This is a genomic window from Roseibacterium elongatum DSM 19469 (assembly GCF_000590925.1).
In the GTDB taxonomy this organism is placed as follows: domain Bacteria; phylum Pseudomonadota; class Alphaproteobacteria; order Rhodobacterales; family Rhodobacteraceae; genus Roseibacterium; species Roseibacterium elongatum.
The window spans coordinates 285,060-306,316 of record NZ_CP004372.1 but is presented as its reverse complement, the minus strand read 5'-3'; the positions used below and the strand labels follow the sequence as shown (position 1 = coordinate 306,316).

General features: G+C 67.0%; 20 protein-coding genes and 2 pseudogenes. 6 read left to right on the top strand and 16 right to left on the bottom strand.

The window, feature by feature from the left end:
• Positions 1 to 44 precede the first annotated feature (44 nt).
• From ROSELON_RS01525 to ROSELON_RS01490, 10 genes and pseudogenes are all read right to left on the bottom strand, one after another.
• The gene (locus tag ROSELON_RS01525) at positions 45 to 800 is read right to left on the bottom strand and encodes a DUF1028 domain-containing protein (protein WP_025310694.1); all 756 of its coding nucleotides are present in this window, start codon (positions 798 to 800) and stop codon (positions 45 to 47) included.
• 12 nt (positions 801 to 812) lie between these two features.
• Entirely contained in the window at positions 813 to 2,606 is a 1,794-nt protein-coding gene (locus ROSELON_RS01520) for a gamma-glutamyltransferase family protein (protein WP_025310693.1), read from the bottom strand.
• A gap of 31 nt (positions 2,607 to 2,637) precedes the next feature.
• Positions 2,638 to 3,270 carry an ABC transporter permease gene (locus ROSELON_RS01515; RefSeq protein WP_245605392.1) on the bottom strand — a complete coding sequence of 211 codons (633 nt, stop codon included), beginning with the start codon at positions 3,268 to 3,270 and terminating at the stop codon, positions 2,638 to 2,640.
• Between the two features lie 101 nt (positions 3,271 to 3,371).
• Positions 3,372 to 3,443 (bottom strand): annotated as a pseudogene (locus tag ROSELON_RS18990) (hypothetical protein); the annotation flags it as partial.
• A 68-nt stretch (positions 3,444 to 3,511) separates the two neighbouring features.
• A complete protein-coding gene (locus tag ROSELON_RS18575; protein ID WP_245605391.1) occupies positions 3,512 to 3,910 on the bottom strand; it encodes an ABC transporter permease in 399 nt (132 codons plus the stop codon).
• A 301-nt stretch (positions 3,911 to 4,211) separates the two neighbouring features.
• Positions 4,212 to 4,457, bottom strand: a pseudogene (locus tag ROSELON_RS18570) (ABC transporter permease); the annotation flags it as partial.
• Between the two features lie 109 nt (positions 4,458 to 4,566).
• Positions 4,567 to 6,081 (bottom strand): ABC transporter substrate-binding protein, encoded by a 1,515-nt coding sequence (locus ROSELON_RS01505; protein ID WP_025310692.1) that lies wholly within the window; start codon positions 6,079 to 6,081, stop codon positions 4,567 to 4,569.
• Between the two features lies 1 nt (position 6,082).
• Positions 6,083 to 7,204, bottom strand: a complete 1,122-nt coding sequence (locus ROSELON_RS01500; RefSeq protein ID WP_025310691.1) for an ABC transporter ATP-binding protein — start codon at positions 7,202 to 7,204, stop codon at positions 6,083 to 6,085.
• A complete protein-coding gene (locus tag ROSELON_RS01495; RefSeq protein ID WP_025310690.1) occupies positions 7,201 to 8,211 on the bottom strand; it encodes an ABC transporter ATP-binding protein in 1,011 nt (336 codons plus the stop codon). The genes ROSELON_RS01500 and ROSELON_RS01495 overlap by 4 nt, the downstream gene beginning before the upstream one ends.
• Positions 8,208 to 8,915 carry a FadR/GntR family transcriptional regulator gene (locus tag ROSELON_RS01490; RefSeq protein ID WP_025310689.1) on the bottom strand — a complete coding sequence of 236 codons (708 nt, stop codon included), beginning with the start codon at positions 8,913 to 8,915 and terminating at the stop codon, positions 8,208 to 8,210. The genes ROSELON_RS01495 and ROSELON_RS01490 overlap by 4 nt, the downstream gene beginning before the upstream one ends.
• 551 nt (positions 8,916 to 9,466) lie before the next feature.
• Between ROSELON_RS01490 and ROSELON_RS01485 the strand changes: the two genes are divergently transcribed.
• Positions 9,467 to 11,278 (top strand): SLC13 family permease, encoded by a 1,812-nt coding sequence (locus ROSELON_RS01485; RefSeq protein WP_025310688.1) that lies wholly within the window; start codon positions 9,467 to 9,469, stop codon positions 11,276 to 11,278.
• 22 nt (positions 11,279 to 11,300) lie between these two features.
• On the opposite strand, the gene ROSELON_RS01480 is transcribed toward ROSELON_RS01485, so the two are convergent.
• On the bottom strand, positions 11,301 to 13,127 hold the full coding sequence (locus ROSELON_RS01480; RefSeq protein WP_025310687.1) for a M3 family oligoendopeptidase: 1,827 nt from the start codon (positions 13,125 to 13,127) through the stop codon (positions 11,301 to 11,303).
• 163 nt (positions 13,128 to 13,290) lie between these two features.
• Between ROSELON_RS01480 and ROSELON_RS01475 the strand changes: the two genes are divergently transcribed.
• Both ROSELON_RS01475 and ROSELON_RS01470 read left to right on the top strand, forming a co-directional pair.
• Positions 13,291 to 14,592, top strand: coding sequence for a phenylacetate--CoA ligase family protein (locus ROSELON_RS01475; RefSeq protein ID WP_025310686.1), 1,302 nt, complete (start codon positions 13,291 to 13,293; stop codon positions 14,590 to 14,592).
• Complete coding sequence (locus ROSELON_RS01470) at positions 14,589 to 15,347, top strand: enoyl-CoA hydratase/isomerase family protein (protein WP_025310685.1); 759 nt, start codon at positions 14,589 to 14,591, stop codon at positions 15,345 to 15,347. Before ROSELON_RS01475 ends, ROSELON_RS01470 begins: the two co-directional genes overlap by 4 nt.
• A gap of 124 nt (positions 15,348 to 15,471) precedes the next feature.
• Here the strand turns inward: ROSELON_RS01470 and ROSELON_RS01465 are convergent, their stop codons facing one another.
• From ROSELON_RS01465 to ROSELON_RS01445, 5 genes are all read right to left on the bottom strand, one after another.
• On the bottom strand, positions 15,472 to 15,834 hold the full coding sequence (locus tag ROSELON_RS01465) for a hypothetical protein (RefSeq protein WP_025310684.1): 363 nt from the start codon (positions 15,832 to 15,834) through the stop codon (positions 15,472 to 15,474).
• Positions 15,835 to 15,862: 28 nt separating this feature from the next.
• On the bottom strand, positions 15,863 to 16,900 hold the full coding sequence (locus tag ROSELON_RS01460; protein WP_025310683.1) for an endonuclease/exonuclease/phosphatase family protein: 1,038 nt from the start codon (positions 16,898 to 16,900) through the stop codon (positions 15,863 to 15,865).
• 1 nt (position 16,901) lies between these two features.
• Positions 16,902 to 17,615 carry a J domain-containing protein gene (locus ROSELON_RS01455; protein WP_025310682.1) on the bottom strand — a complete coding sequence of 238 codons (714 nt, stop codon included), beginning with the start codon at positions 17,613 to 17,615 and terminating at the stop codon, positions 16,902 to 16,904.
• An 85-nt stretch (positions 17,616 to 17,700) separates the two neighbouring features.
• Positions 17,701 to 18,174 carry a GNAT family N-acetyltransferase gene (locus tag ROSELON_RS01450; RefSeq protein WP_025310681.1) on the bottom strand — a complete coding sequence of 158 codons (474 nt, stop codon included), beginning with the start codon at positions 18,172 to 18,174 and terminating at the stop codon, positions 17,701 to 17,703.
• Positions 18,171 to 18,785 carry a VOC family protein gene (locus ROSELON_RS01445; RefSeq protein WP_025310680.1) on the bottom strand — a complete coding sequence of 205 codons (615 nt, stop codon included), beginning with the start codon at positions 18,783 to 18,785 and terminating at the stop codon, positions 18,171 to 18,173. Before ROSELON_RS01445 ends, ROSELON_RS01450 begins: the two co-directional genes overlap by 4 nt.
• Positions 18,786 to 18,904: 119 nt before the next feature.
• Here ROSELON_RS01445 and ROSELON_RS01440 point away from each other — a divergent pair, with 119 nt between their 5' ends.
• From ROSELON_RS01440 to ROSELON_RS01430, 3 genes are read left to right on the top strand one after another with little or no spacing between them, the layout of a single operon-like run.
• Positions 18,905 to 19,468, top strand: coding sequence for a 5-formyltetrahydrofolate cyclo-ligase (locus ROSELON_RS01440; RefSeq protein WP_025310679.1), 564 nt, complete (start codon positions 18,905 to 18,907; stop codon positions 19,466 to 19,468).
• Between the two features lie 54 nt (positions 19,469 to 19,522).
• Positions 19,523 to 20,335 (top strand): TIGR00282 family metallophosphoesterase, encoded by an 813-nt coding sequence (locus tag ROSELON_RS01435; protein ID WP_025310678.1) that lies wholly within the window; start codon positions 19,523 to 19,525, stop codon positions 20,333 to 20,335.
• Positions 20,332 to 21,237 carry a DMT family transporter gene (locus tag ROSELON_RS01430; protein WP_025310677.1) on the top strand — a complete coding sequence of 302 codons (906 nt, stop codon included), beginning with the start codon at positions 20,332 to 20,334 and terminating at the stop codon, positions 21,235 to 21,237. Before ROSELON_RS01435 ends, ROSELON_RS01430 begins: the two co-directional genes overlap by 4 nt.
• Positions 21,238 to 21,257: the final 20 nt, after the last annotated feature.

Here is a 21,257-nt window from a genome sequence, read left to right as displayed (position 1 = left end):
CGCGTGTCACCAGCCCGGTTGACCGCTTGTGCCATCGTCGGGCCTCAGCCATCCAGATCCGTGGCAAAGGACCGGCTGGGCCGCCCCTCGGCCTTGCGTTTTTCATCGGCCGCCTTGATCGCCGCGTCGATCCCCGTGCGATCCGTCGTGCCCGAGAAATTGGCGCGGGTCGGCATCGCCTCGGCCACGTGGGCGTAGCGTTCAAAGGCCACATCATGGAGACGGCGCAGTTCGGCAAGCGGATCGGGGTGATCGTCGGCGCGCAGGCTGAGCCACGGGTAATCCTCGGTCCTGTGGATCACCAGCGCCGCCGATTGCGTGCCGCGCTTGTCGCCGCCCGCCGCAGCCCCGGCCTCCATCGCCGTCATCAGGCGTTCGGCCAGGGGCAGGTGCCCATGCGCGTGATAGGCCGCCAGCGTCTCGTCGATCACCGCAGCCCCGGCCAGCATGTTGCCTGCGACCGAAACGCCGTCGCCCGCGACATGGCCGCACCAATCGACGCAATCCGCGCCGGTATGGGCCGCAATGCGCCCCGCACTGTCGATCATGTGGATCTGGCGAATGGCCTGACCCGCATCGCGTGCCACCAGATCGGCCAGGACATCCGCCGCAGCCTCGCCCGCGGCCATGCGGTCGGCGGCCTCGATGCCCCAGATCGGGCTGACGAAGGCCTGCGTGGCGACGGCGCATTTGCCGCCCCGGACATGGGGAACAAGGGCGCCGACGGCGAAAAAGCGGCTGGCCACGGCAACGCCGTATTGGCCGGTCTCGGCATCATGGGCCACGATGGAATAGGTCATGTTGCCCCCCGTTCAGCGGCCGATGGCATAGGCTTGCATGAGGCGGGGTGTTGCCGCGCCGCGCAGCACCCCGGCGCGGTCCCGCGAGGCGGCGGTCAGGCGGCCGACCGTCCAAGGTTCGGCGACCTCGATGTCGTGGCCGCGGGCGCGCAGATCGTCGATCACCGCCGTGCCGAAATTCGGCTCGAGCATCAGGTGCGCGGGCCGGGTGCCGCGCGGGTAGAAGGACGCCTGGAAATGCCCTGTATGGAACAGCGGCGCGTCGATGGCCTCTTGCAGGTTCAACCCGCCATGCACGAGCCGCAGGAAATAGATCAACTGCCACTGGTCCTGCTGGTCGCCGCCCGGCGTGCCAAAGGTCAGGTCCAGAGAGCCGTCACGCTTTGCCGCCATCGACGGCGACAGCGTGGTGCGCGGGCGACGACCCGGCGCCAGAGAGGTCGGCAGCCCCTCGTCCAGCCAGAACATTTGCGCGCGCGAGTTGAGCGGCATGCCCAGCCCCGGCACCACGGGCGAGGATTGCAGCCACCCGCCCGAGGGCGTGGCCGAGACCATGTTGCCCCAGCGGTCCACGACGTCGATATGCACCGTGTCGCCGCGCCGTTCGGTCAGGTGGGCCATGGTCGGCTCGCCCGCGCCGACACCGGGGCCGGTCGCGAAATCACGGCCTGCGCGGTCTATCGCGGCCTCTGCCCAAGCCTCAAAACCGGGGATCGCGCCCGGGCGCTGCTGGTCCGAGGCCTTGGCCCCGATCTGGGCGCGGCGGGTAGCGGCATAGTCGGGCGACAGCAGCGTCTCGACCGGGATTTCAGTGTGATCGGGGTCGCCGTAATAGGCCTCGCGGTCGGCAAAGCTCAGCTTCATGGCCTCGGTGACGGTATGCACGAACTCGGCCCCGTTCAGGTTCATCGCGGCGATATCCACGCCCGAGAGCGTCATGAGCGATTGCAGCAGGGTGGGGCCTTGGGTCCATGTGCCGCCCTTCCAGACGGTCCAATCCTCGTAATCGACGCTCAGCGGGGCCTCTTTCGTGGCGGACCACTCGGCCATGTCCTGCCCGGTCATCACGCCCTTGCGGCGGCCGCCGGCGGCGTCCATCACGCAGGCGTCGCGCAGGTAGTCGTCGATCATCTCTGCGACAAAGCCCTTGTAGAACGCATCGGTCGCGGCCTGGATCTGGGCCTCGCGGCCATCGACGGCCTCGGCCTCGGACAACAGGCGGGTCCACGTGTCGGCCAGCGCGGGGTTCTTGAACAGGCTTTCGGGTTCGGGCGCGTTGCCGCCCGGCAGCCACGTGGCGTAAGAGGTCGGCCATTCGTCGCGGAAGAAATCGGCCAGCCCGGCGATCGTATGGGCCACGCGCGGCAGAACGGGGTGGCCATGGCGGGCGTAGTGGATCGCCGGTTCGAGGATGGCGCGCAGCGGCAGTTGCCCGTGGTCGCGCAGCATCAGCATCCATGCGCCGAAGGCACCGGGCACGACCGTCGCCAACAGGCCCGAACCGGGGATCAGCGTCAGCCCCTCGGCCTTGTAGTGTTCGATGGTGGCCCCCGCGGGCGCGGTGCCCTGACCGCAGATCATCGTCGGCGTCGCATCGCCCGTGGGGCGGATCATCAGCGGCATGTCGCCAAGCGGGCCGTTCAGATGCGGCTCGACCACGCACAGGGCAAAGCCCATCGCGGCCGAGGCGTCGAAGGCATTGCCGCCTTCCTCGAGGATCTTCATGCCGACAGCCGAGGCGATCCAGTGGGTCGAGGCGACGACACCGAACGTGCCCTTGATCTCGGGGCGGGTGGTAAAGGTCATGGCAATGGTCCGTTCTTGCTAAATCGGCAGGTCAATGGTCACGCGGGTCCAGCGCGTCGCGCAGACCGTCGCCCAGCAGGTTGAAGCCAAGCACCACGAGGAAGATCGCGGCACCGGGGTAAAGCGCCATCCAGGGCGCCTGTTCGAGGAAGTTCTTGGCCACGTTCAGCATCGACCCCCAGGAGGGCGCGGGCGGCTGCTGCCCCAGCCCGAGGAAGGACAGCGACGCCTCGGCGATGATGGCGGTGGCAATGGTCAGCGTGGCCTGCACAAGGATCGGCGGGAAGATGTTGGGCAGGATGTAACGCCGGATCAGGACAAAGGGCTGCAATCCCACGGCACGGGCGCTTTCGACATAGTCTTCGGTCATGACCGACATGGTCTGGGCGCGGGCCAGGCGGATGAAGATCGGCATGGCCGACAGGCCGATGGCGATCATCGCATTCGTCAGGTTCGGCCCGAGGAAAGCCGCCAGCGCAATGGCGAGGATCAGGAAGGGCGCGGCCAGCAGCGCCTCGGTCACGCGGGAAATCGCGGCGTCCGTCCATCCGCCCATGTAGCCCGCCATGACCCCAAGCGGCACACCGAGGCAGACCGCGATGGCAACCGACACGACCCCCGCCAGCAACGAGGCGCGCGCGCCCCAGACCATGCGCGACAGCACATCGCGCCCAATCTCACGGTGCCGAACGGATGGGTCAGAGAGGGGGCCTGCCGCACGGCCAGCCAGTCGGTCGCCGTCGGCTCGACGATGGGCAGGATCGGGGCGGCCAGCGCCACGGCGCAGAAGAAGGCCACCAGAAAGGCCCCCAGCAGCGCGGCGGGGTTGGCACGCATCTTGGTCCAGAACCGGCTGCGTTTCCTGGGCAGGTCGGCGGCGGTGATCTGCGGATCGGTCAGCGCGCTCATTTGTCCCTCATGCGTGGGTTCAGGATGCGTTGGGCCACGTCGGCCAGGAGGTTCATGAAGATGAAGGCGACGCCGGTACACAGAACGATCCCCTGCACCACCGCGTAGTCGCGGTTGAACACGGCATCTACGACCAGTTTGCCGAAACCGGGGATGGTGAAGATCTGCTCGGTCAGGACGGCCCCGGCAAGGAGTTCACCGAAGATCAGGCTGGTAACGGTCACGATCGGAACCAGGGCGTTTCTGAGCGCGTGCTTGATCAGCACGATGCGTTCGGACAGGCCCTTGGCCCGCGCGGTGCGGATATAGTCGGATTTCAGCACCCCCAGCATGGCCGAGCGGGTGTGGCGCATCAGCGTTGCAGCCAGGGCCGTGCCCAGCACGAAGGCGGGCATCAGCATGGTGCGGATGGATTGCAGCGGATCCGTCGGAGAAGGGTTGATACCCCGAGGCGGGCAGCCAGCCCAGTTGCACCGACACGAGCAGGATCATCATGATCCCCAGCCAGAAATTCGGCACCGACAGGCCCGACAGCGCCACGACATTGGCCACCCAGTCGATCCATGTGCCTTTCTTGTAGGCCGAGAGAACCCCGGCGGGCACACCGATCACGATGGCAAAGATCAGCGCCATGATGGCCAGTTGCAGCGTCACGGGCAGTTTCTGGCCGATCAGTTCCAGCACCGGTTGGTTGGTGCGCAGCGAAATGCCCAGATCGCCCTGCAACGCGTTGCCGATCCATGTGAAATACTGCACCGGGATCGGATCGTTCAGCCGATAGCGTTCGCGCAGCATCTCGATCAGTTCGGGGTCACGCTCTTCGCCGGCCATGGCCAGCACGGGGTCGCCCGGCAGCATCTTTTGCAGGGCGAAGACGAAGATCGAGATCAGGATGATCGTCGGGATCGCGATCAGGATACGGCGTCCGATAAAGGCCAGCATGTGGGCTCTCCGGGCAAGGGCGGCAGAAGGCGGCGTGGAAAATCGGTGGGCCGTGCGGGGCCGGGACAAGCGCCCCCGCACGGTCCGGTCTTTGGTCAGGCTCGCGCGATCACTCGGCGGCCATGCTGACGCCTTCGAGGCGGATCATCCCGTCGGGATAGGGCACGAACCCCTCGATCGCGTCGTCCAGCGCCCAGATCCACGTCACGTGATAGAGGTAGATGATCGGCAGATCCTCGATCAGGATGTCGCGCGCGGCGTTATAGGCTGCCCGACGGGTGTCCATGTCGGTCGAGGTGCGGGCCTCGTTCAGCAGGCGATCCACCTCGGGGTTGGAATAGCCGCTGTCGTTGATCCCGCCATCGGTTGTCATGAACTGGTGGATGTTGCCATCGGGATCGACCCGGCCGGACCAGCCGATCTGGCTGGCGGTATAGGCGCCCGCCGACTGGTCGGACAGCAGGGTGGCGAATTCCTTGGCCACGATGTCGATCCGGATGCCGGCCTCACCGGCCATGGCCTGCACGACCTGCATCAGTTGCAACTGCACCGGGTTGTTGGCGACCTGAACCTCGATATCGACACCGTCGGGATAGCCGGCTTCCTCCAGAAGGGCGCGGGCGGCCTCGACGTCGCGCTCGGGCACGGGGTAGGCGTCGTTGTACCAGGGCGAGGTCGGGGGGAAGGGCTGGTTGCCGGGGGCGAAGGCACCTTCGAAAACGACCTGGTTGATCACGTTGCGATCAATGGCCAGCGACAGGGCCTGACGCACCAGTTCGCTCTGCCCGATCGGGCTGTCGGCGCCCTCGCCATTGGCCACGTTGATCGTGATGCCCTGGTAGCCGAGCGACACAGCCTGTTCCATCAGCAGGTCGTCATCGGCCGTGACCGACGCCACATCGGTGGCGGCCAGACGCTCGAGCATGTCGAGGTCGCCGGCCCGCAAGTTGGCGAGGCGCACGGTCGTGTCCGGGATCGGCAGGAAGGTCACCGTGTCGAAATTGATCGCATCGGCGTTCCAGTAGTCGTCGAACGCCTCGAGCACGATACGGTCCTGCTGGATCCGCTCGACAAAGCTGAACGGGCCGGAGCACACGGGCGCAAGGCCGAAATCGGTGCCGGCCGCGTCGGCGGCGGTGGGCGACAGCATCATGCCCGCACGGTCGGCGAACTGGGCCAGCAGCGTGGCATCAGGCGCGCCAAGGGTGAAGCGGATCGTGTAGTCATCGACCACCTCGACCCCGGTGATCGAGGCCAGTTCCGACTTGCGGCGGCTTTCGGGCAGGTTCTGGCTGCGGTCGATATTGGCGGCGACGGCGGCGGCATCGAACGGCGTGCCATCGTGGAACACGACACCTTCGCGCAGCGTCATGGTCAGTTGCAGGCCGTCCTCGGACCATTCCCAGCCCGTGGCCAGTTGCGGCACGATTTCGAGATCTGGGGTGATGTCCACCAGCTTGTCGCAGAGCGAGGCATAGACGATACGCCCCACGAAGGTGCGCGACTGGTCGGGGTCCAGCACATCAGGGTCGTCTTGCAGACCGATGCGCAGATCCTGCGCCTGCACCGCGGTCGCCATAAGGCCCGCAGCCAGCGCAAGCATGACTGATTTCGTCGTCTTCATGTCAGTTCTCTCCGTCTGTTGTTGGTGAAATGCTCGGTTCCGAGTCGTTATTGGCACTGTGCGCGGCCCCTTGGGCGCGGGCCTTGGCATAAAGGGCAAAGCGGGCCTCGGCGGCGGGGCTGCGGCCGCCCTCGACCGCGCCAAGTCCCGCCAGCGTCAGGGTGTCCGCGTGGTGGCAGGCCACCTGCCGCCCTGCGCCGGCATCGCGCAGCGCCGGGCGGTCGCTGCGGCACAGCTCGGTCGCGTGTGGGCAGCGCGGGTGAAACCGGCAGCCCGAGGGGGGTGAAATCGGGTTGGGCGGGTCGCCTTCGATTGTCGTGTGCGCCCGACGCGCGCCATAGCTGGCCACCGGGATCGCGGCCAGCAAGGTGGCCGTGTAGGGGTGGCGCGGGCGGTCGTAGAGATCGGCGGCGGGCGCGCATTCCACCACTTCGCCGAGATACATCACGGCCACACGGTCGGCCATGTGCCGGATGACGGCAAGGTCATGGGCGATCACCACCAGGGTCAGGCCCAATTCGTCCTTCAGATCCTCCAGCAGGTTGACGACCTGAGCCTGGATCGACACGTCCAGCGCGCTGACCGGCTCGTCCCCGATCAGCACGGTCGGACCAGTGGCCAGCGCGCGGGCGATGCCGATGCGCTGACGCTGGCCGCCCGAAAACTCGTGCGGAAACCGGTCGGCGGCGGCGGGCGGCAGGCCGACGCGCGTCAGCAACTCGGCCACGCGCTGGCGCCGTGTTTCGGCCCTACCGATGCCATGGGCCTGCATCGGTTCCGCGATCAGCGCTCCGATGGTCATGCGCGGGTTCAGCGAACTGAACGGATCCTGAAAGATGAATTGCAGATCCCGGCGAAGGGCGCGCATGCGGCCTGCATCGATCCCGGCCAGATCCTCGTCGTTGAACCAGACCTCGCCATCGCTGGGGTCGATAAGCCGCAAGAGCAGCCGCGCAAGGGTAGATTTGCCACATCCGCTTTCGCCGACAATGGCAAAGGTCTCGCCCTTCTCGATATCGAGCGACACCCCATCGACAGCCCGCACCACCGTCGGTGCCCCGAAAAGGGGCCGCGCGGTGACGAATTCCTTGCGCAGATTGCGCGCGGACAGGATGACGCTCATGTTCCGGTCTCCGGCAATGGGTGGGCGACAAGGTCTTCCAGCGGTGCCCGGACACAAGCGACCTGGTGCGAGCGCCCGCAGGCTTGCAGCACGGGCTTTTGCGCACAGGCCGCCGTGGCAAAGGGACAGCGCGTGGCGAACCGGCAGCCGGCGGGCATGTCGGCGGGTTGCGGCACGACACCCGGCACCGTCACCAGCCGATCGCCCCGATCCCCCAGCGAGGGCATCGAACTCATCAACCCGATGGTGTAGGGATGCTGCGGATCGGTGAAGATCGCCTGGGTGGTGCCGGCCTCGACGATGTGACCGCCATACATCACCGCCACCTTGTCGGCCATCTCGGCCACGACGCCGAGGTCATGGGTGATCATGATCATCGCCGCGCCGGTTTCCGATTGCAGCTCGCGCATCAGGTCGAGGATCTGGGCCTGAATGGTCACGTCCAGCGCCGTGGTCGGTTCGTCCGCGATCAGCAGTTCGGGGTCGTTGGCCAGCGCCATTGCGATCATCGCGCGCTGACGCATGCCGCCCGACAACTGGTGCGGGTATTCGTCCAACCGCTTTTCCGGGGCCGGTATGCGCACGCGGCGCAGCATCTCCAGCGCGCGGGCGCGGGCCTCGGCGGTCGTGGCGCGCCTGTGGCGGCGCACCGATTCCGCGATCTGTTCACCGATGCGGATCGCCGGGTTCAGCGATGTCATCGGCTCCTGAAAGATCATCGCCATGCGCCCACCGCGCAGCCGACGCCGCTCGGCCTGCGGCATGCGCAGAAGGTCTGCGCCGGAAAAGCGCGCGGTGCCGCCGACGATCGACAGCGGCGGCGATTGCAGCAACCCCATCAACGCCAAGGCGCTCAGGCTCTTGCCGCAGCCGGATTCGCCGACAAGGCACAGGGTTTCGCCCGCATCGACGGAAAAGGACACCTGATCGACGATGTTTCTTTCGGCACCATCCAGGCGCACCGACAAGTCGCGCACCTCCAGCAGCGGTTGGGCGGGGTTGGTCATTCCGATCCCCCTTTGCGGACGCGTTCGAGGTTCATCCGCAACTCGGTCAGATGCGCGCGCATGGCCTGGCGGGCGAGATCTTCGTCGCGCAGGTGGATCGCGTCGATGATCGAGGCATGCTGCTTGTCATATTCCGCGCGCAGCGCGGGCGAGCGCGCCATTTCCCGTTCCGTTTGCCACCGCTGTTCGCCGCGCACCTCGTTGATCAGGGAAAACGCGGTGTGAAGGATGGCGTTATCGGCGATCCGGGCGATGTAGCGGTGCAGGGACCCATCCCACAGTTCCGCGGCGTCGCGGTCGGCCGCCTGGGAGGTGCGGGAGGCCAGATCGCGCATGCGGGCCACGTCGTCGGCCGTGGCGCGGCGGGCGCACAGGGCCGCCAGTTCCGGTTCGATGGCCAGGCGCGCCTCCATCACCGTCATCGGGTCGGTCTGCGGCGCGATGGCCGCGGCCAGGTGCCCCTTGGGATCGGGGCGCTCACCCACGAAGGTGCCCTTGCCCTGATGACGCCAGATCAGCCCCTCGGCCTCGAGCGAGTCGAGCGCCCGGCGCACGGCGCGCCGACTGATGTCGAACCGCGCGCAGAGATCCCGTTCGGGGGGCAGCTTGCCATCCCGCGCGACGTCCCCGTTGCGGATGAGGTCGCGGATCTGCGCCCTGGCCCGCGATGCGTTGTCATTGGTGACTGGCGTCTTCTCTAGCACTGATACGACCCAAGGTTGATCCATATGTGAAATGGTAACGAACCATTCAACGATTGGTCCGCTCGGCGCGATCGGTCAAGCTTTAATTGACATCCATGCGGCCCCTGAACGGTGCACTCTGCCACCCGGATGGCGGATCCACTGATCCGGCGCCCGGCGTGCCCCGGTGTGTGACAGCGTTAAGGTGTCGTTCCGCATAAACTGTTGAAATCAAGTCGACTCGCGTGGGGGCGGATGACGCGGTCAGTGACAGGCCATGGTCACCAAAGGGTCTGTCCTGCCCTTGGACGGGCGTAGACTTCCGACCTGGCGGTGATCGCCGGCCGCCAATCGGTGCGCCATTTTCGGGCGGCCCGAAAGGCGACGTGCCTGTTTCCAATGCGAAGAATGATCCACGAATCGCATCATGTCGCGGATCGTGTCCGCCGTACGGCCGCGACCGCGCCGTTCGACCACCGGACGGGTCGCGCGGCGACGGGGCGCAACCACGGGACTGGCCCTGTCGGCGGCGATCGTCTAGGCGAGGGGGACAGACACTGCGGGGGCACGCCATGCCAAGCGACGCGACGCTGGTCTTCTACCTCATGGGTGTGGCCGCGATCATGATGGCCTCGAACCGGGTGCGCTATGATCTGATCGCCCTGTTCGTTCTGGTCACGCTGGCCCTGTCGGGCATCCTGACCCCGTCCGAGGCGGTGGCCGGGTTCGGCGCGACGATCATCATCATGGTGGCCGGCCTGTTCGTGGTGGGCGAGATGCTGGACCGCACCGGCGTGGCGCGCACGGTCGGGGACGGCATCCTGAAATTCGGGCGCGGGCAAGAGGTGCGCCTGATGATCCCGCTCAGCGTCGGGGCGGCGATCCTCGGGTCGGTCATGTCCTCGACCGCCGTCGTGGCGATCTTCATTCCCATCGTGATGCGCATCGCCCGCGACAGCGGCATCAATGCCGCGCGCCTGTTGCTGCCGATGTCCTTCGGGGCGCTGATCTCGGGGATGCTGACGCTGATCGGCACGCCCGGCAACCTTGCGGTTTCGGACGCGCTGCGCGAGGCGACGGGCCAACCGCTGGGGTTCTTCAGCTTCAGCCTTGTCGGGGCGCTCGTCCTGTTGGGGACGGTGGTGTTCTTCGTTTTCGTGGGCCGGCACATGCTGGGGCCGCTGACCGCCGATGGTACGGGGCTGGCCCGACGCAGGGATCGATCCTTTGCCGAGCTGTATCGCAGTCACGGGTTCGAAGGGGTCGAGGTCTTGCGCGTAACACGGGACATGCGCGGCGAGGCCCTGGGGTCATTGCTGGCCCAGGCGCCGCGCGTTCTGTCGCGGTGGCGGCGCGGGCCGGGCGCGGGGGCGCAAACCGCGCTTTACAACGCGGGGATGGAACTGCGCGAGGGTGATCTGATCGTCGTCACCGGCGACGTCGCCGAGATCGCGGCCTTTGCCCGAACCCCCGGACTGGGCCATTTCCGCAGCTTCTACGAGGACATGAACCGCTGGATCGACACGCTGGGGATCATGGAGGTGATGATCCACCCCGAGGCCGCGATCCGCGGCCGCACCCTTGCCGATCTCGGGTTTCGTGACCGCTACGGGCTCGAGGTGCTGGACCTGTTGCGCGACGCCACACCTATGCAAGAGGTGCAGACCGTGCCGCTGCGTGGCAGCGATCGGCTGCTGGTGGCGGGGCCCTGGCCCAAGCTGGACGCGATCAACGCCACGGGGCGCGATTTCGTCATCCTCGAGGAACCGGCCGAGCGCGCGCAATCGGTGCCGAATTCCCACAAGCTCTGGATCGCGCTGATTATCCTGCTGACCATGATCGCGGTCTCGATCGGGGGGCTGTCGATCACCATTGCCGTGATCCTGGCCGCCATTGCCGCCGTGCTGACCGGGACGATCTCGACCAACCAGGCCTACCGGTCGATCCGGCTGGAAACGCTGGTTCTGATCGCGGGAATGCTGCCGCTGTCCACAGCGCTGGACAAGACGGGGGGCGCCGACATGATCGTGCAGGGGCTGCTGCAGCTGGCCGGTGACGACAGCCCGCGCGCTGTTCTGTTCGCGCTGTTCGCCCTGACCATGTCGCTCAGCTGGATCCTGTCGAACACAGCCACCCTGGTGCTGGTGGCGCCCATCGCGGTGAATGCGGCGCTGTCCATGGGGGTGTCGCCGTTGCCGATGGCCATCGCGGTTCTGATCGCGGGCTCAGCCGGCTTTGCCTCGCCGGTGTCGTCGCCGGTGGTGACGCTGGTGGTCAGCCCCGGCGGCTACAAGTTCGTCGATTTCCTCAAGATCGGCCTGCCCCTGACGGCGCTGGTGGCAGCGATCGTCACCTTCGTCGTGCCCGCCCTGTTCCCGTTCTGAGGGGCAGGGCCGGCGCGCGGGGTTATTCCATCGCTTCCAGCTCGTCGATGAACCCTTCGATCATGCTCAACCCCTTGTCCCAGAACGCGGGGTCGGAGGCATTGAGGCCGAAGGGTGCCAGCAATTCCTTGTGGTGCTTGGACCCGCCCGCCTTGAGCATCTCGAAATATTTCTCCTCGAAGCCGGGCGTGCCCTCCTCATAGACGGCATACAGCGCGTTCACGAGGCCATCGCCGAAGGCATAGGCATAGACGTAGAAGGGCGAGTGGACGAAATGCGGGATATAGGCCCAGAAGGTCTCGTACCCGTCCATGAACTCGAACACCGGCCCAAGCGACTCCGCCTGCACGCTCATCCACAGGGCGTTGATGTCGTCGGGCGTCAACTCGCCGCCACGGCGCGCCTGGTGGAGTTTGCATTCGAAATCGTAGAAGGCGATCTGGCGTACGACCGTGTTGATCATGTCCTCGACCTTGCCGGCCAGCATGACCTTTTTCTGCTGCGGGTCCTTGGCCTCGGACAGCATCTTGCGGAAGGTCAGCATCTCGCCGAAGACGCTGGCCGTTTCGGCCAGCGTGAGGGGGGTGGAGGACAACAATTCACCCTGACCGGCGGCAAGGCGCTGGTGGACACCGTGGCCCAACTCATGCGCGAGCGTCATCACATCGCGCGGTTTGCCGAGGTAGTTGAGCATGACGTAGGGGTGCACGTCCACGACGGTGGGATGCGCGAAAGCGCCGGGCGCCTTGCCCTCTTTCACGCCCGCGTCGATCCAGCCATCGGTGAAGAACGGCTCGGCCAATTCCGCCATGCGCGGGTCGAAGCCGGCATAGGCGTCTGAGACCAGTTTGCGCGCCTCGTCCCAGCCGACGATGCGGGTTTCCTCCATCGGCAGGGGGGCGTTGCGGTCCCAGACTTGCAGCGTGTCCAGACCCAGCCACTTGGCTTTCAGCTTGTAGTAGCGGTGGCTGAGGCGCGGATAGGCGTTGACGACGGCGTTGCGCAGCGCCTCGACCACCTCGGGCTCGACATGGTTGACAAGGTGGCGACCCGTCTGCGGGGTGGGCAACCCACGCCAGCGATCCTCGATTTCCTTTTCCTTGGCCAGCGTGTTGTGAACGCGGGCGAAGAGCGGCAAGCGGGATTGGAACGTCTCGGCCAGCGCCCGCGCACCCGCCTCGCGCTTGGCGCGGTCCTGCTCGCTCAGCAGGTTCAGCGTGGCTTCGATGCCGAACGTTTCACCCTCGACCTCGAAACTCAGCCCCGCGATGGTTTCGTCGAACAGCTTGTTCCACGCCGACGACCCGACCACCGACTGATCGTGCAGGAATTTCTCCAACTCGTCCGACAACTGGTAGGGCTTCATCGCGCGCATGCGGTCGAAGACGGGCTTGTAGCGGGCGAGTTCGGCGTTTTCAGCCATCAGCGCGTCATAGCGCTCATCCGGGATGCGGTTGAATTCGAGGCTGAAGAAGACCAGCGGCGTGGTGAAGGTCGTGATCTTGTCCTGCATGTCGGACATGAACTTGGCGCGCTCGGCGTCGGTTGTGTGCTGGTAATAGCGCAGGCCCGCAAAGGACATGATGCGCCCCGCGATCAGGTCGATCTTCTCGTAGCGTCGCACGCAGTCCAGCAGGGCGCTCGCGTCCAGATCGGCCAGCTTGCCCTCGTAATCGGTGGCGAAGGAGGCGCAGGCCTCTTCCAGCCAATCAAGGTCGCGCTTGAGCTCAGGTGCGTCCTGCGCGGTATAAAGATCGTCGAGGTTCCATTCCGGCAGATCGCCAAGCGGCACGCCCCCCGCCTCGGTCGCGGCGTCACGGGGCAGGGTGGCGGGGAAGGGCACGTTCATCTGGGAAACCTCGTCTGTCGTCGTTTGATCTGTGTTGAGCCAAGATATGCGCCCCGGACCCGCCCGTCTCAAGGCGAAAGGGGAAGAAAGCCGCGATGGCGGTGCTTGACGGGGGGCTGCGGCGCTGGTCCGATCCCATGGCGGATGACAACGGGGTGCGGTGATGGAGTGTGTGAGGGGGGCGGAACAAGCCAGCGCCGAGGATCTGGCCGCGCACAGGGCGGCGGCCTGGGCGGAACAGCGGGCGCATGTGACCGAAAACTCGGTGTTCTATCGAACCTTGTGGCTGGACCGGCCCCCGCCCGCGCGGTTGGAGGACCTGCCCGAGTTGCCCCTGTCGGACAAATCGCAACTGCGCGTGGCGCAGGCCGCGCACCCTCCGTTTGGCAATTACCTCGCCACGCCCGTGTCACAAGCGGTGCGCCTGCACCGCACCAGCGGCACGACGGGCCAGGCGATGAACCTTGCGCTGTCCGCCCGCGACGCGCGGATCACGGCGGCAGTCGGCGGGCGCTGCCAGGCCTCGGCGGGGCTGGGGCCGGGCCACCGCGTGGTGCATTGCCTGAACTACCAGATGTGGATGGGCGGCCTGTCGGATCACATGACGCTGGAGGAGACGGGCGCGCTGGTCGTGCCGTTCGGCGTCGGGTCGACCGAGTTGCTGGTGCGCACGATCCGAGAGGTGGGGGTTGACGCGATTTCTTGCACACCCTCCTACCCGGCGGTGCTGGAGCGTGTCATCGCCGAACGCTTTCCGGGCACCCATCCGCGCGATCTGGGCCTGAAACTGGGCCTGTTCGGCGGTGAACCGGGGGTGGATGACCCGGCCTTTCGCGCCCGGATGATGGAGACCTGGGGCATGCAGGCGCGCAATGCCAATTACGGCGTGTCCGACGTTTTCTGCAATTTCGCCGCCGAATGTCCCCATGACACGGCGCTGCATTTCATGGGGATGGACGTGATGCACCCCGAACTGATCGACCCCGACAGCGGTGATGTGGTCCCCATCGCGCCGGGCCAGCGGGGGGAGTTGGTGCTGACCCACCTGATCCGCGATTGTCAGCCCTTGGTGCGGTTTCGCACCGGCGACATCCTGGAAATCGTGGCAACCGAGTCCTGTGCCTGCGGCGTAACCGGGTTCCGGTTCCGCGTGGTGGGGCGCTCGGATGATATGGTGGTGGTGCGGGGGCTGAACATGTTCCCGTCCATGGTGGCTGCCGTGGTCAATTCCTTTTCCGAGTTGTCGGGCGAGTACCGCGTCCGGCTCGACACCCCGCCGCCCTATGATCGCCTGCCGCTCGAGGTGGAACTGGCCCAAGGCGCGCAGGCCGGGGCTTTGGCCGAGGCCGTGGCGCAAGAGATCAAGGCGCGGCTGGGGGCGACGGCCGAGGTGGTGCTGCTGCCCCATGGCACGCTGCCCCGGACCGAGGGCAAGACAAAACGCGTGATACGGGGGTATGAATGAGCGATTTCACCTACGAGACGGTGTTGAGCGAGCGGCGCGGCGCGGTGCGGATCCTCACCCTGAACCGGCCCGAGCGGCTGAATGCCATGAACCGTCAGTTGATCGACGACCTTGCGCGCGCGGTCGAAGATGCCAATGCCGACCCCGAAACGCGGGTGATCCTGTTGACCGGGGCGGGGCGGGCGTTTTGCGCGGGCGACGACCGGCAGGCGCATGTGCACCCCGACAGCGAGGACGAAGCCCGCGATCTGGTCGAGGCGATCCAGCGCTGCACCGTGGCGCTGGTGCAGGGCGAGGCCCCGGTGGTGGGCGCGATCAACGGCTGGGCCGTGGGCGGCGGCTTCGAATGGGCGATCAACTGCGATTTCCCGATCTGGGCCGACAGCGCGCGGGGGTTCTTCCCCGAGGTGTCTCTGAACCTGTTCGTGACGGGGGCCGTCACGGCCATCCTGCCGTCGCTGGTGGGCCTCGCCAAGGCGCGCGAGATGCTGTTTCTGGGCGAGCGGTATGACGCGGCGGACCTGGCCGAGATGGGCCTGGCCTGGCGCGTGGTGCCGGAAGAGGCGCTGATGGAGGAGGCGATGGTGGTGGCCGCGCGGCTGGCCGACCTGCCGCCCCTGTCGATGCGGGCGATGAAGCGCGTGTTGAACACCGCCGGCCTGCCCGACCTGAACCGCGCGATGGCGTTGGAAACCGAGGCGACGGTGGCGGGGTTCCTCGACCCCGAGACGACGCGGATGCTCAAGGATTTCTGAGGGATTGCGCCGGCTTTGCCGTCGCCCGGGCAAGCCCCGCAAGGGGCCTTGAGCCCCTTGCGGGGCTGTCGCGCGTTCCGCGCGGTGCATATTTTCGGGATAAAGATAGGGCGACGGGGGGCGTTTAGAGTTCGACCTCGCCGCCGTCGCCAACCTCGGGCTGGGGGGCGTCGAGCGGTGGGGCATCGGGCGAGCGCCGAATGATGATATCGCCGTTGGGCAGGCGTTCGGGCAACTCGTAGGCGGTCAGATCGTCGATCTGGCGGCCGAGTTCCTCGAGGAAAGGCAACATCTCCTCTTCGAAGAACGGGCGGACCTCGTCGAGCATGGGGCGCATGTCGTCGAGCAGGTTTTCGAGGATCATGCGCGAGCCTTCGCGCAGGAGGTCGAGCCCTTCGGACATGTCGCCATCATCCTGCTGCGCGCTGACGGGGCCAGCAGCAAGGAGCGTGGCGAGGGCGGCGGGGATCAGGCGACGGCGGGTCATAGGGACAATATAGGACGGGTTGGCCGCCTCATGAAGGTGTCGCATCCAGATCCAAGGTGACCGGGAAATGGTCTGAGGCGGTCAGCAGCGCATCGCGCAAGCGGGCGTCGCGCCAGCATCCGGGGTCTTCGAACGGGTGCCAGATGCGCCATGATCCGGCATGGGCCCGCAGGCCGGGCGACACCATGATGTAGTCGAGCAAGGCCGAGAGATAGCGATCTTCCTCTTCGATGAAGAACCGCGCCGTGCTGGATTGCGCCGCCAGGCGGCTTTGCAGGGCGCGGTCGGCATGGGGATCGTAGAGCCGCAGATCGCGGGGCGCGTCCAGACCCATGAGGATTTCGACGCCGGACCGCCCGAAGAGTTTCTCGTATTCGTCGAGGCCCGGCCCGTCATTGAGATCGCCCAGCACGATCACGTCTTCGCCGGCCGCCAGATGCGTCTCGACCCGCCGGCGCAGCCAGATGCATTGCGCCAGTTGCTTGCGCCGATTCGCGATGGCGATGCGCATCACCTCGTCGGGGGTGTTGGCGCCATGCGGGGCCTTGGATTTCACATGCACCCCGATCAGGCGCAGTGGTCCCAGCGGCGTCTCGAGCGCGGCCTCGAGCGGGGGTTTGGAAAAGGTGACCACGTCCTGTGTCGCGTCGATATCCAGATCGATGCGAAACGCGCCATCGAACCGCGGGGCGCCATTGGCGCCGCCCTTCCCGCTGGTGGCGCGCTGGGGATCATGGCGCGCGCCGATGATGTCGGGGTCGTAGAGCAGCATCAATTCCTGCTGCGTGGTATTGGCAAAGCCGATCAGCGCCTTGCGCGCACGTAGGCCCGCATGGGCGGCGAAGCTTTCCAGCGCGACGGTGCCATCGCGGTGGCGGCTGGTGTCGGGGGCCTCGACCACGAGGATCGCGTCGGCGTCGAGGCTGCGGAACACATGGGCAAGCGCCGCGATCTGATCTTCGCGCGTCACGTCGTGGCGGGCCGACCATGCCGCGTCGTTCAAGAGCCGACCGTCATCGTCGAACAGGGCGTGGAACCATTCGACATTGTAGGTCGCGATCCGCATCCTAGGGCGTCCTTGGGCGGCTGCGTTCGGCTTCGATGGTTTCCCAGGCAGCATTGATCGCCGCCAGCCGCGCCTCGGCCAGTTTCACGGCCTCGGGCGGCACCCCGCGCGAGATCATGCGGTCGGGGTGGGTGTTGCGCACCTCGGCCCGCCAGGCGGCCCGGATCTGGTCGAGCGAGGCATCGAGCGGCACGCCCAGGATGGCGTAGGGGTCGGCCACGGCATCGGGAATGTGGCGCGCCCGCATCTTGCGAAAGGTGGCCGGCTCCATCCCGAAGATCTCGGCCACGCGGCTGAGAAACGCGTCCTCGCCGGGGTGGTACTCGCCGTCGGCGGCCGCGATGTGGAACAGACCCTCCATCAGGTCGCACAGGACCGAATCCTGACCACAGGGCTGGTCCTCGGATTTGAACATGCGGGCGATTCGGCGGGCATAATCCTCGAAACCGGCGACATCCTCGCGTGCCATGTTGAAAACGCGGGCCGCCGCGCGTTCCTCCTCGGCGGCGACGTGAAAGACATCGCGGAACGCGGCGACCTCGTCGCGGGTCACAAGGCCGTCGGCCTTGGCCATCTTGGCGGACAGGGCGATCACCGCGATGGTGAAGGCGACCGTGCGTTCGGGCGGGGTGCGCAAGCGGTCGAAGACACTCGACAATCCCTCGCCCTTGGCAAGGGCGGCAAGCGCGTCGGATATGCGGGACCAGAGCGACATGAGCGTCTTCTAGCGCAACCCGCCGGCGAGCGGCAGGGGAAACCTCGTCGCGCGGCAGGGGCCGTTTCGTCCGGGCGAAAGCGGATCAAAGCATCTTTTGCAGCAGAACCAGATCGTGCCAGCGACCGAATTTCCACCCCACCTCGCGCAGGCGTGCGGCCTCGGCATATCCAAGCGCCGTGTGAAAGGCGATGGCTTCGGCGTTTTCACCGGAGACGCCCGCGAAGACCGAATGCGCGCCGCGCGCCCGCAACGCCGCCTCGATGGCCGCCATCAGGGCACGGCCGATCCCGCGGCCGCGGGCCGTGTCGGCAACGTGGATCGAATGCTCCCATGTATGGGCATAGCCCGGCCCGCCGCGAAACTGACTTGCCGTGGCAAAGCCCACGACACCCCCAACATGTTCGGCAACGACGAAGGGCGCGCCGTCCTCCATGCTGCGGGCCAGGGCGTCGGGCGTTTTCTCGGCCGTGGTGAAAGTGATGACGGTGTCGCGGATGATCGCGTTCCAGATCGTGGCGATGACGTCGGCATCGCCGGGGCGGGCCGGCCGGATCACAGGCGGATCTCGCCGTTCGGCGTGCTCAGAATGGCCTCCATGCGCGGCGTCTCGCCGTGCAGAACCTCGATCCGGTCGTCGCGGACGAGGGGCGCGAGCGCGGCGGCCAGCGCCTCGGCCTGAGGCGAGACCAGGCGCAGCCCCGTAAGGCGCACGCCGCGATCTTCCAGCCGATCGGCGGGGTGGGCGGGTGCCGTCCATTCGATCAGCGCGGGGAACAGGCCCGAGAAGGGCAAGAGGCCGTTTTGCGGGATCGCCATGCGCCACCGCAGGTCGGCGCGCGCCAGGTCCCATGCAACGCCGGCGCCCTCGGGCGCGGCGGCAAGCGCGGCGTCGAGATCGTCGCAGCGGCAGATCCACGTGGTGCTGCGCGTCACCCCTGCGAAATTGTCGAGGTCGAACCATCGCTGCTGCGGCGGGGCGGGCGCACCCGGCTCGATGGCGATCAGTTCCAGGTATTCGCCGGGACCGAGCGACAGCAGCCTGTTCCACGTGCCCATGGCCGCATGCTGGCCGCCCTTTGACAGGGGCACGCCCAGCTTGTCCTCCAGATCGATCGCGCCGGTTTCCAGCGCTTCGGTCGAAATTGCGATATGGTCGAGTGTCAGCATGGTCGCCCCTGTTCTGCCCGTCGATGAAAGGCGTAGCGCGCGGGTGCGTGTCGGAAAAGCCCGCTTGTGCGTCGCGCGGCCTGTTGCGATTGCCCGGTTGCCGGGGAAGGGTGCGGGGCATGAGCCACGATGACAAAGCCCTGTTGCGCAAGCGCGCCTATGCCGCCCGGAAACAGGCCCATGACGCCGGCGGACCCGCCACCCAGCACGCGACGCAGCATGTTCTGGCCGCGATCGGTGCGGCCGCGGGCCGAACCGTCGCGGGATACATGCCGATTCGCACCGAGATCGATCCGCTGCCCGCCATGACGGCGCTGCACGAGGCTGGATCGCAGATCTGTGTGCCGGTGATTGCTGGCAATCGGCTGCCGCTTGAGTTTCGCGCCTGGGCGCCGGGCTGTGTGGTGGTTGAGGGGCCATTCGGCGCCAAGGTGCCCAAACATGGTGATTGGGTCACGCCCGAGGTGCTGATCGTGCCGCTGGTCGGGTTCGATGCAGCGCGCAACAGGCTGGGCTATGGCGGCGGCTTCTACGACCGAACACTGGCGCGTCTGCGCGCCGCGGGGCCCGTTCGCGCCATCGGGCTTGCCTATGCCGCGCAGCAATTGCCGCCCCTTCCGGTCGAACCCACGGATGAACGGCTGGATGCCATCGTGACTGAGCGGGGCGTCATTCGGTCCTAGACGGTCGCCCTGCCGCCCCTTGCCGTGCGCATCGTCGCGGCATAATCGGGGGGCATGAAACTGCTGTTCCTTGGTGACGTGATGGGTCGGGCAGGCCGCACGGCGATCACCGCGCATCTGCCCCGGATCAAGGCCGATTGGCGGCTGGATTTCGTCGTCGTGAACGCCGAGAACGCGACCAATGGCGCGGGCCTGTCGGGCGCGCATGCCAAGGAGATCCTCGAGGCCGGGGCCGATTGCATCACCCTTGGCGATCACGCCTTCGACCAGCGCGAGATGATGCAGGTCGTCGAGGCCGAGCCGCGCATACTGCGCCCGATCAACTATGCCAAACAGGCACCGGGCAAGGGCATCCGCATGTTCGAGGCCCGCGCCGGCCGTCGCGTGGTGGTGGCGCAGGCCCTGGGCCAGGTCTTCATGAAACGGCCCTTCGACGATCCGTTCTCGGCGCTCGATGCCGCGCTCAGGACCTATCCGCTCGGCGGGCAGGCGAACGCGGTGATCGTCGATATCCATGCCGAGGCGACCAGCGAGAAGATGGCCACCGGCCATTTCTGCGACGGCCGCGCCAGCCTTGTTGTCGGCACCCATACCCATGTGCCGACCTCGGACACGATGATCCTGCCGGGCGGCACGGCCTATCAGTCGGACGCCGGGATGTGCGGCGACTACAACTCGGTCATCGGGATGGAAAAGGACGAGCCGCTGCGCCGCTTCATCACCGGCATGCCCAAGGGCCGCTTCACGCCCGCGGCCGAACCCGCCACCCTGTCGGGCGTCTATGTCGAGACCGACGACCGTACGGGCAAGGCCACGCGCGTCGCGCCCATCCGGGTCGGCGGCCGCCTGCAAGAGGCGACCCCGTGAGCCGCGACCGGCTGGTGCTGATCGCCCTTTTGGTCGGGATCGGCGCCGCCTGGGGCATCACGCAGCCCTTCGCCAAGATCGCCGTCTCGGACGGCTATCGCCATTTCGGGATCATCTTCTGGCAGTTCGCCATCGGCGCGCTGATCCTTGCGCCGCTGAACGCCTTGCGCGGCGGCCGGCTACCGGTCACGGGGCGGCATGTGGCGCTTTACACGATCATCGCGCTGATCGGCACGCTGCTGCCCAACTCGGCCAGCTATACGGCGGCGATCCACCTGCCCTCGGGCATCCTGTCGATCGTGCTGTCGACCGTGCCGATGCTGTCCTTTCCCATCGCACTGGCCCTTGGGATGGACCGGTTTTCGGCGCTGCGGCTGACGGGCCTGGTCCTGGGGTTTGCCGCCATCCTGCTGATCGGCCTGCCCGAGGCCAGCCTGCCCGACCCGGCCATGGTCTGGTGGCTGCCGATGGCGCTGGTCGCCCCGGCCTTCTACGCGGTCGAGGGGAATTTCGTGGCGCGCTACGGGACCGAGGGGTTGGACCCCGTGCAGGTCCTGCTGGGCGCGTCCGCGGTGGGGCTGGTGCTGTCTGCGCCCCTGGCCATCATGACGGGGCAATGGATCGCGCCCTTGCCGCCCTATGGCGCGCCCGACTTGGCCATCGTCGGATCGTCGCTGGCCCATGCCATGGCCTATGCAGGCTATGTCTGGCTGGTGGGCCGCGCCGGGGCGGTCTTTGCCGCGCAGGTCAGCTATCTGGTGACGGGCTGCGGCATTCTCTGGGCCAAGCTGATCCTGGGCGAAAGCTATTCGCCCTGGGTCTGGGCGGCGCTCGCGCTGATGATGGTCGGCCTGTTTCTGGTGCAACCCCGCAAGGCGCAGCCGGTCGCAACCGCGGTCTGAGGCCGATTGGTCGCGCCGGG

Bases quoted from the DNA above. Each gene is read 5' to 3' on its own strand.
- ROSELON_RS01500 (WP_025310691.1), bottom strand. From the start codon at position 7,204: ATGAGCGTCATCCTGTCCGCGCGCAATCTGCGCAAGGAATTCGTCACC.
- ROSELON_RS01455 (WP_025310682.1), bottom strand. From the start codon at position 17,615: ATGTCGCTCTGGTCCCGCATATCCGACGCGCTTGCCGCCCTTGCCAAG.
- ROSELON_RS01525 (WP_025310694.1), bottom strand. From the start codon at position 800: ATGACCTATTCCATCGTGGCCCATGATGCCGAGACCGGCCAATACGGC.
- ROSELON_RS01435 (WP_025310678.1), top strand. From the start codon at position 19,523: ATGAAACTGCTGTTCCTTGGTGACGTGATGGGTCGGGCAGGCCGCACG.
- ROSELON_RS01445 (WP_025310680.1), bottom strand. From the start codon at position 18,785: ATGCTGACACTCGACCATATCGCAATTTCGACCGAAGCGCTGGAAACC.
- ROSELON_RS18575 (WP_245605391.1), bottom strand. From the start codon at position 3,910: ATGCCCGCCTTCGTGCTGGGCACGGCCCTGGCTGCAACGCTGATGCGC.
- ROSELON_RS01475 (WP_025310686.1), top strand. From the start codon at position 13,291: ATGGAGTGTGTGAGGGGGGCGGAACAAGCCAGCGCCGAGGATCTGGCC.
- ROSELON_RS01470 (WP_025310685.1), top strand. From the start codon at position 14,589: ATGAGCGATTTCACCTACGAGACGGTGTTGAGCGAGCGGCGCGGCGCG.
- ROSELON_RS01485 (WP_025310688.1), top strand. From the start codon at position 9,467: ATGCCAAGCGACGCGACGCTGGTCTTCTACCTCATGGGTGTGGCCGCG.
- ROSELON_RS01480 (WP_025310687.1), bottom strand. From the start codon at position 13,127: ATGAACGTGCCCTTCCCCGCCACCCTGCCCCGTGACGCCGCGACCGAG.
- ROSELON_RS01460 (WP_025310683.1), bottom strand. From the start codon at position 16,900: ATGCGGATCGCGACCTACAATGTCGAATGGTTCCACGCCCTGTTCGAC.
- ROSELON_RS01440 (WP_025310679.1), top strand. From the start codon at position 18,905: ATGAGCCACGATGACAAAGCCCTGTTGCGCAAGCGCGCCTATGCCGCC.
- ROSELON_RS01465 (WP_025310684.1), bottom strand. From the start codon at position 15,834: ATGACCCGCCGTCGCCTGATCCCCGCCGCCCTCGCCACGCTCCTTGCT.
- ROSELON_RS01505 (WP_025310692.1), bottom strand. From the start codon at position 6,081: ATGAAGACGACGAAATCAGTCATGCTTGCGCTGGCTGCGGGCCTTATG.
- ROSELON_RS01520 (WP_025310693.1), bottom strand. From the start codon at position 2,606: ATGACCTTTACCACCCGCCCCGAGATCAAGGGCACGTTCGGTGTCGTC.
- ROSELON_RS01495 (WP_025310690.1), bottom strand. From the start codon at position 8,211: ATGACCAACCCCGCCCAACCGCTGCTGGAGGTGCGCGACTTGTCGGTG.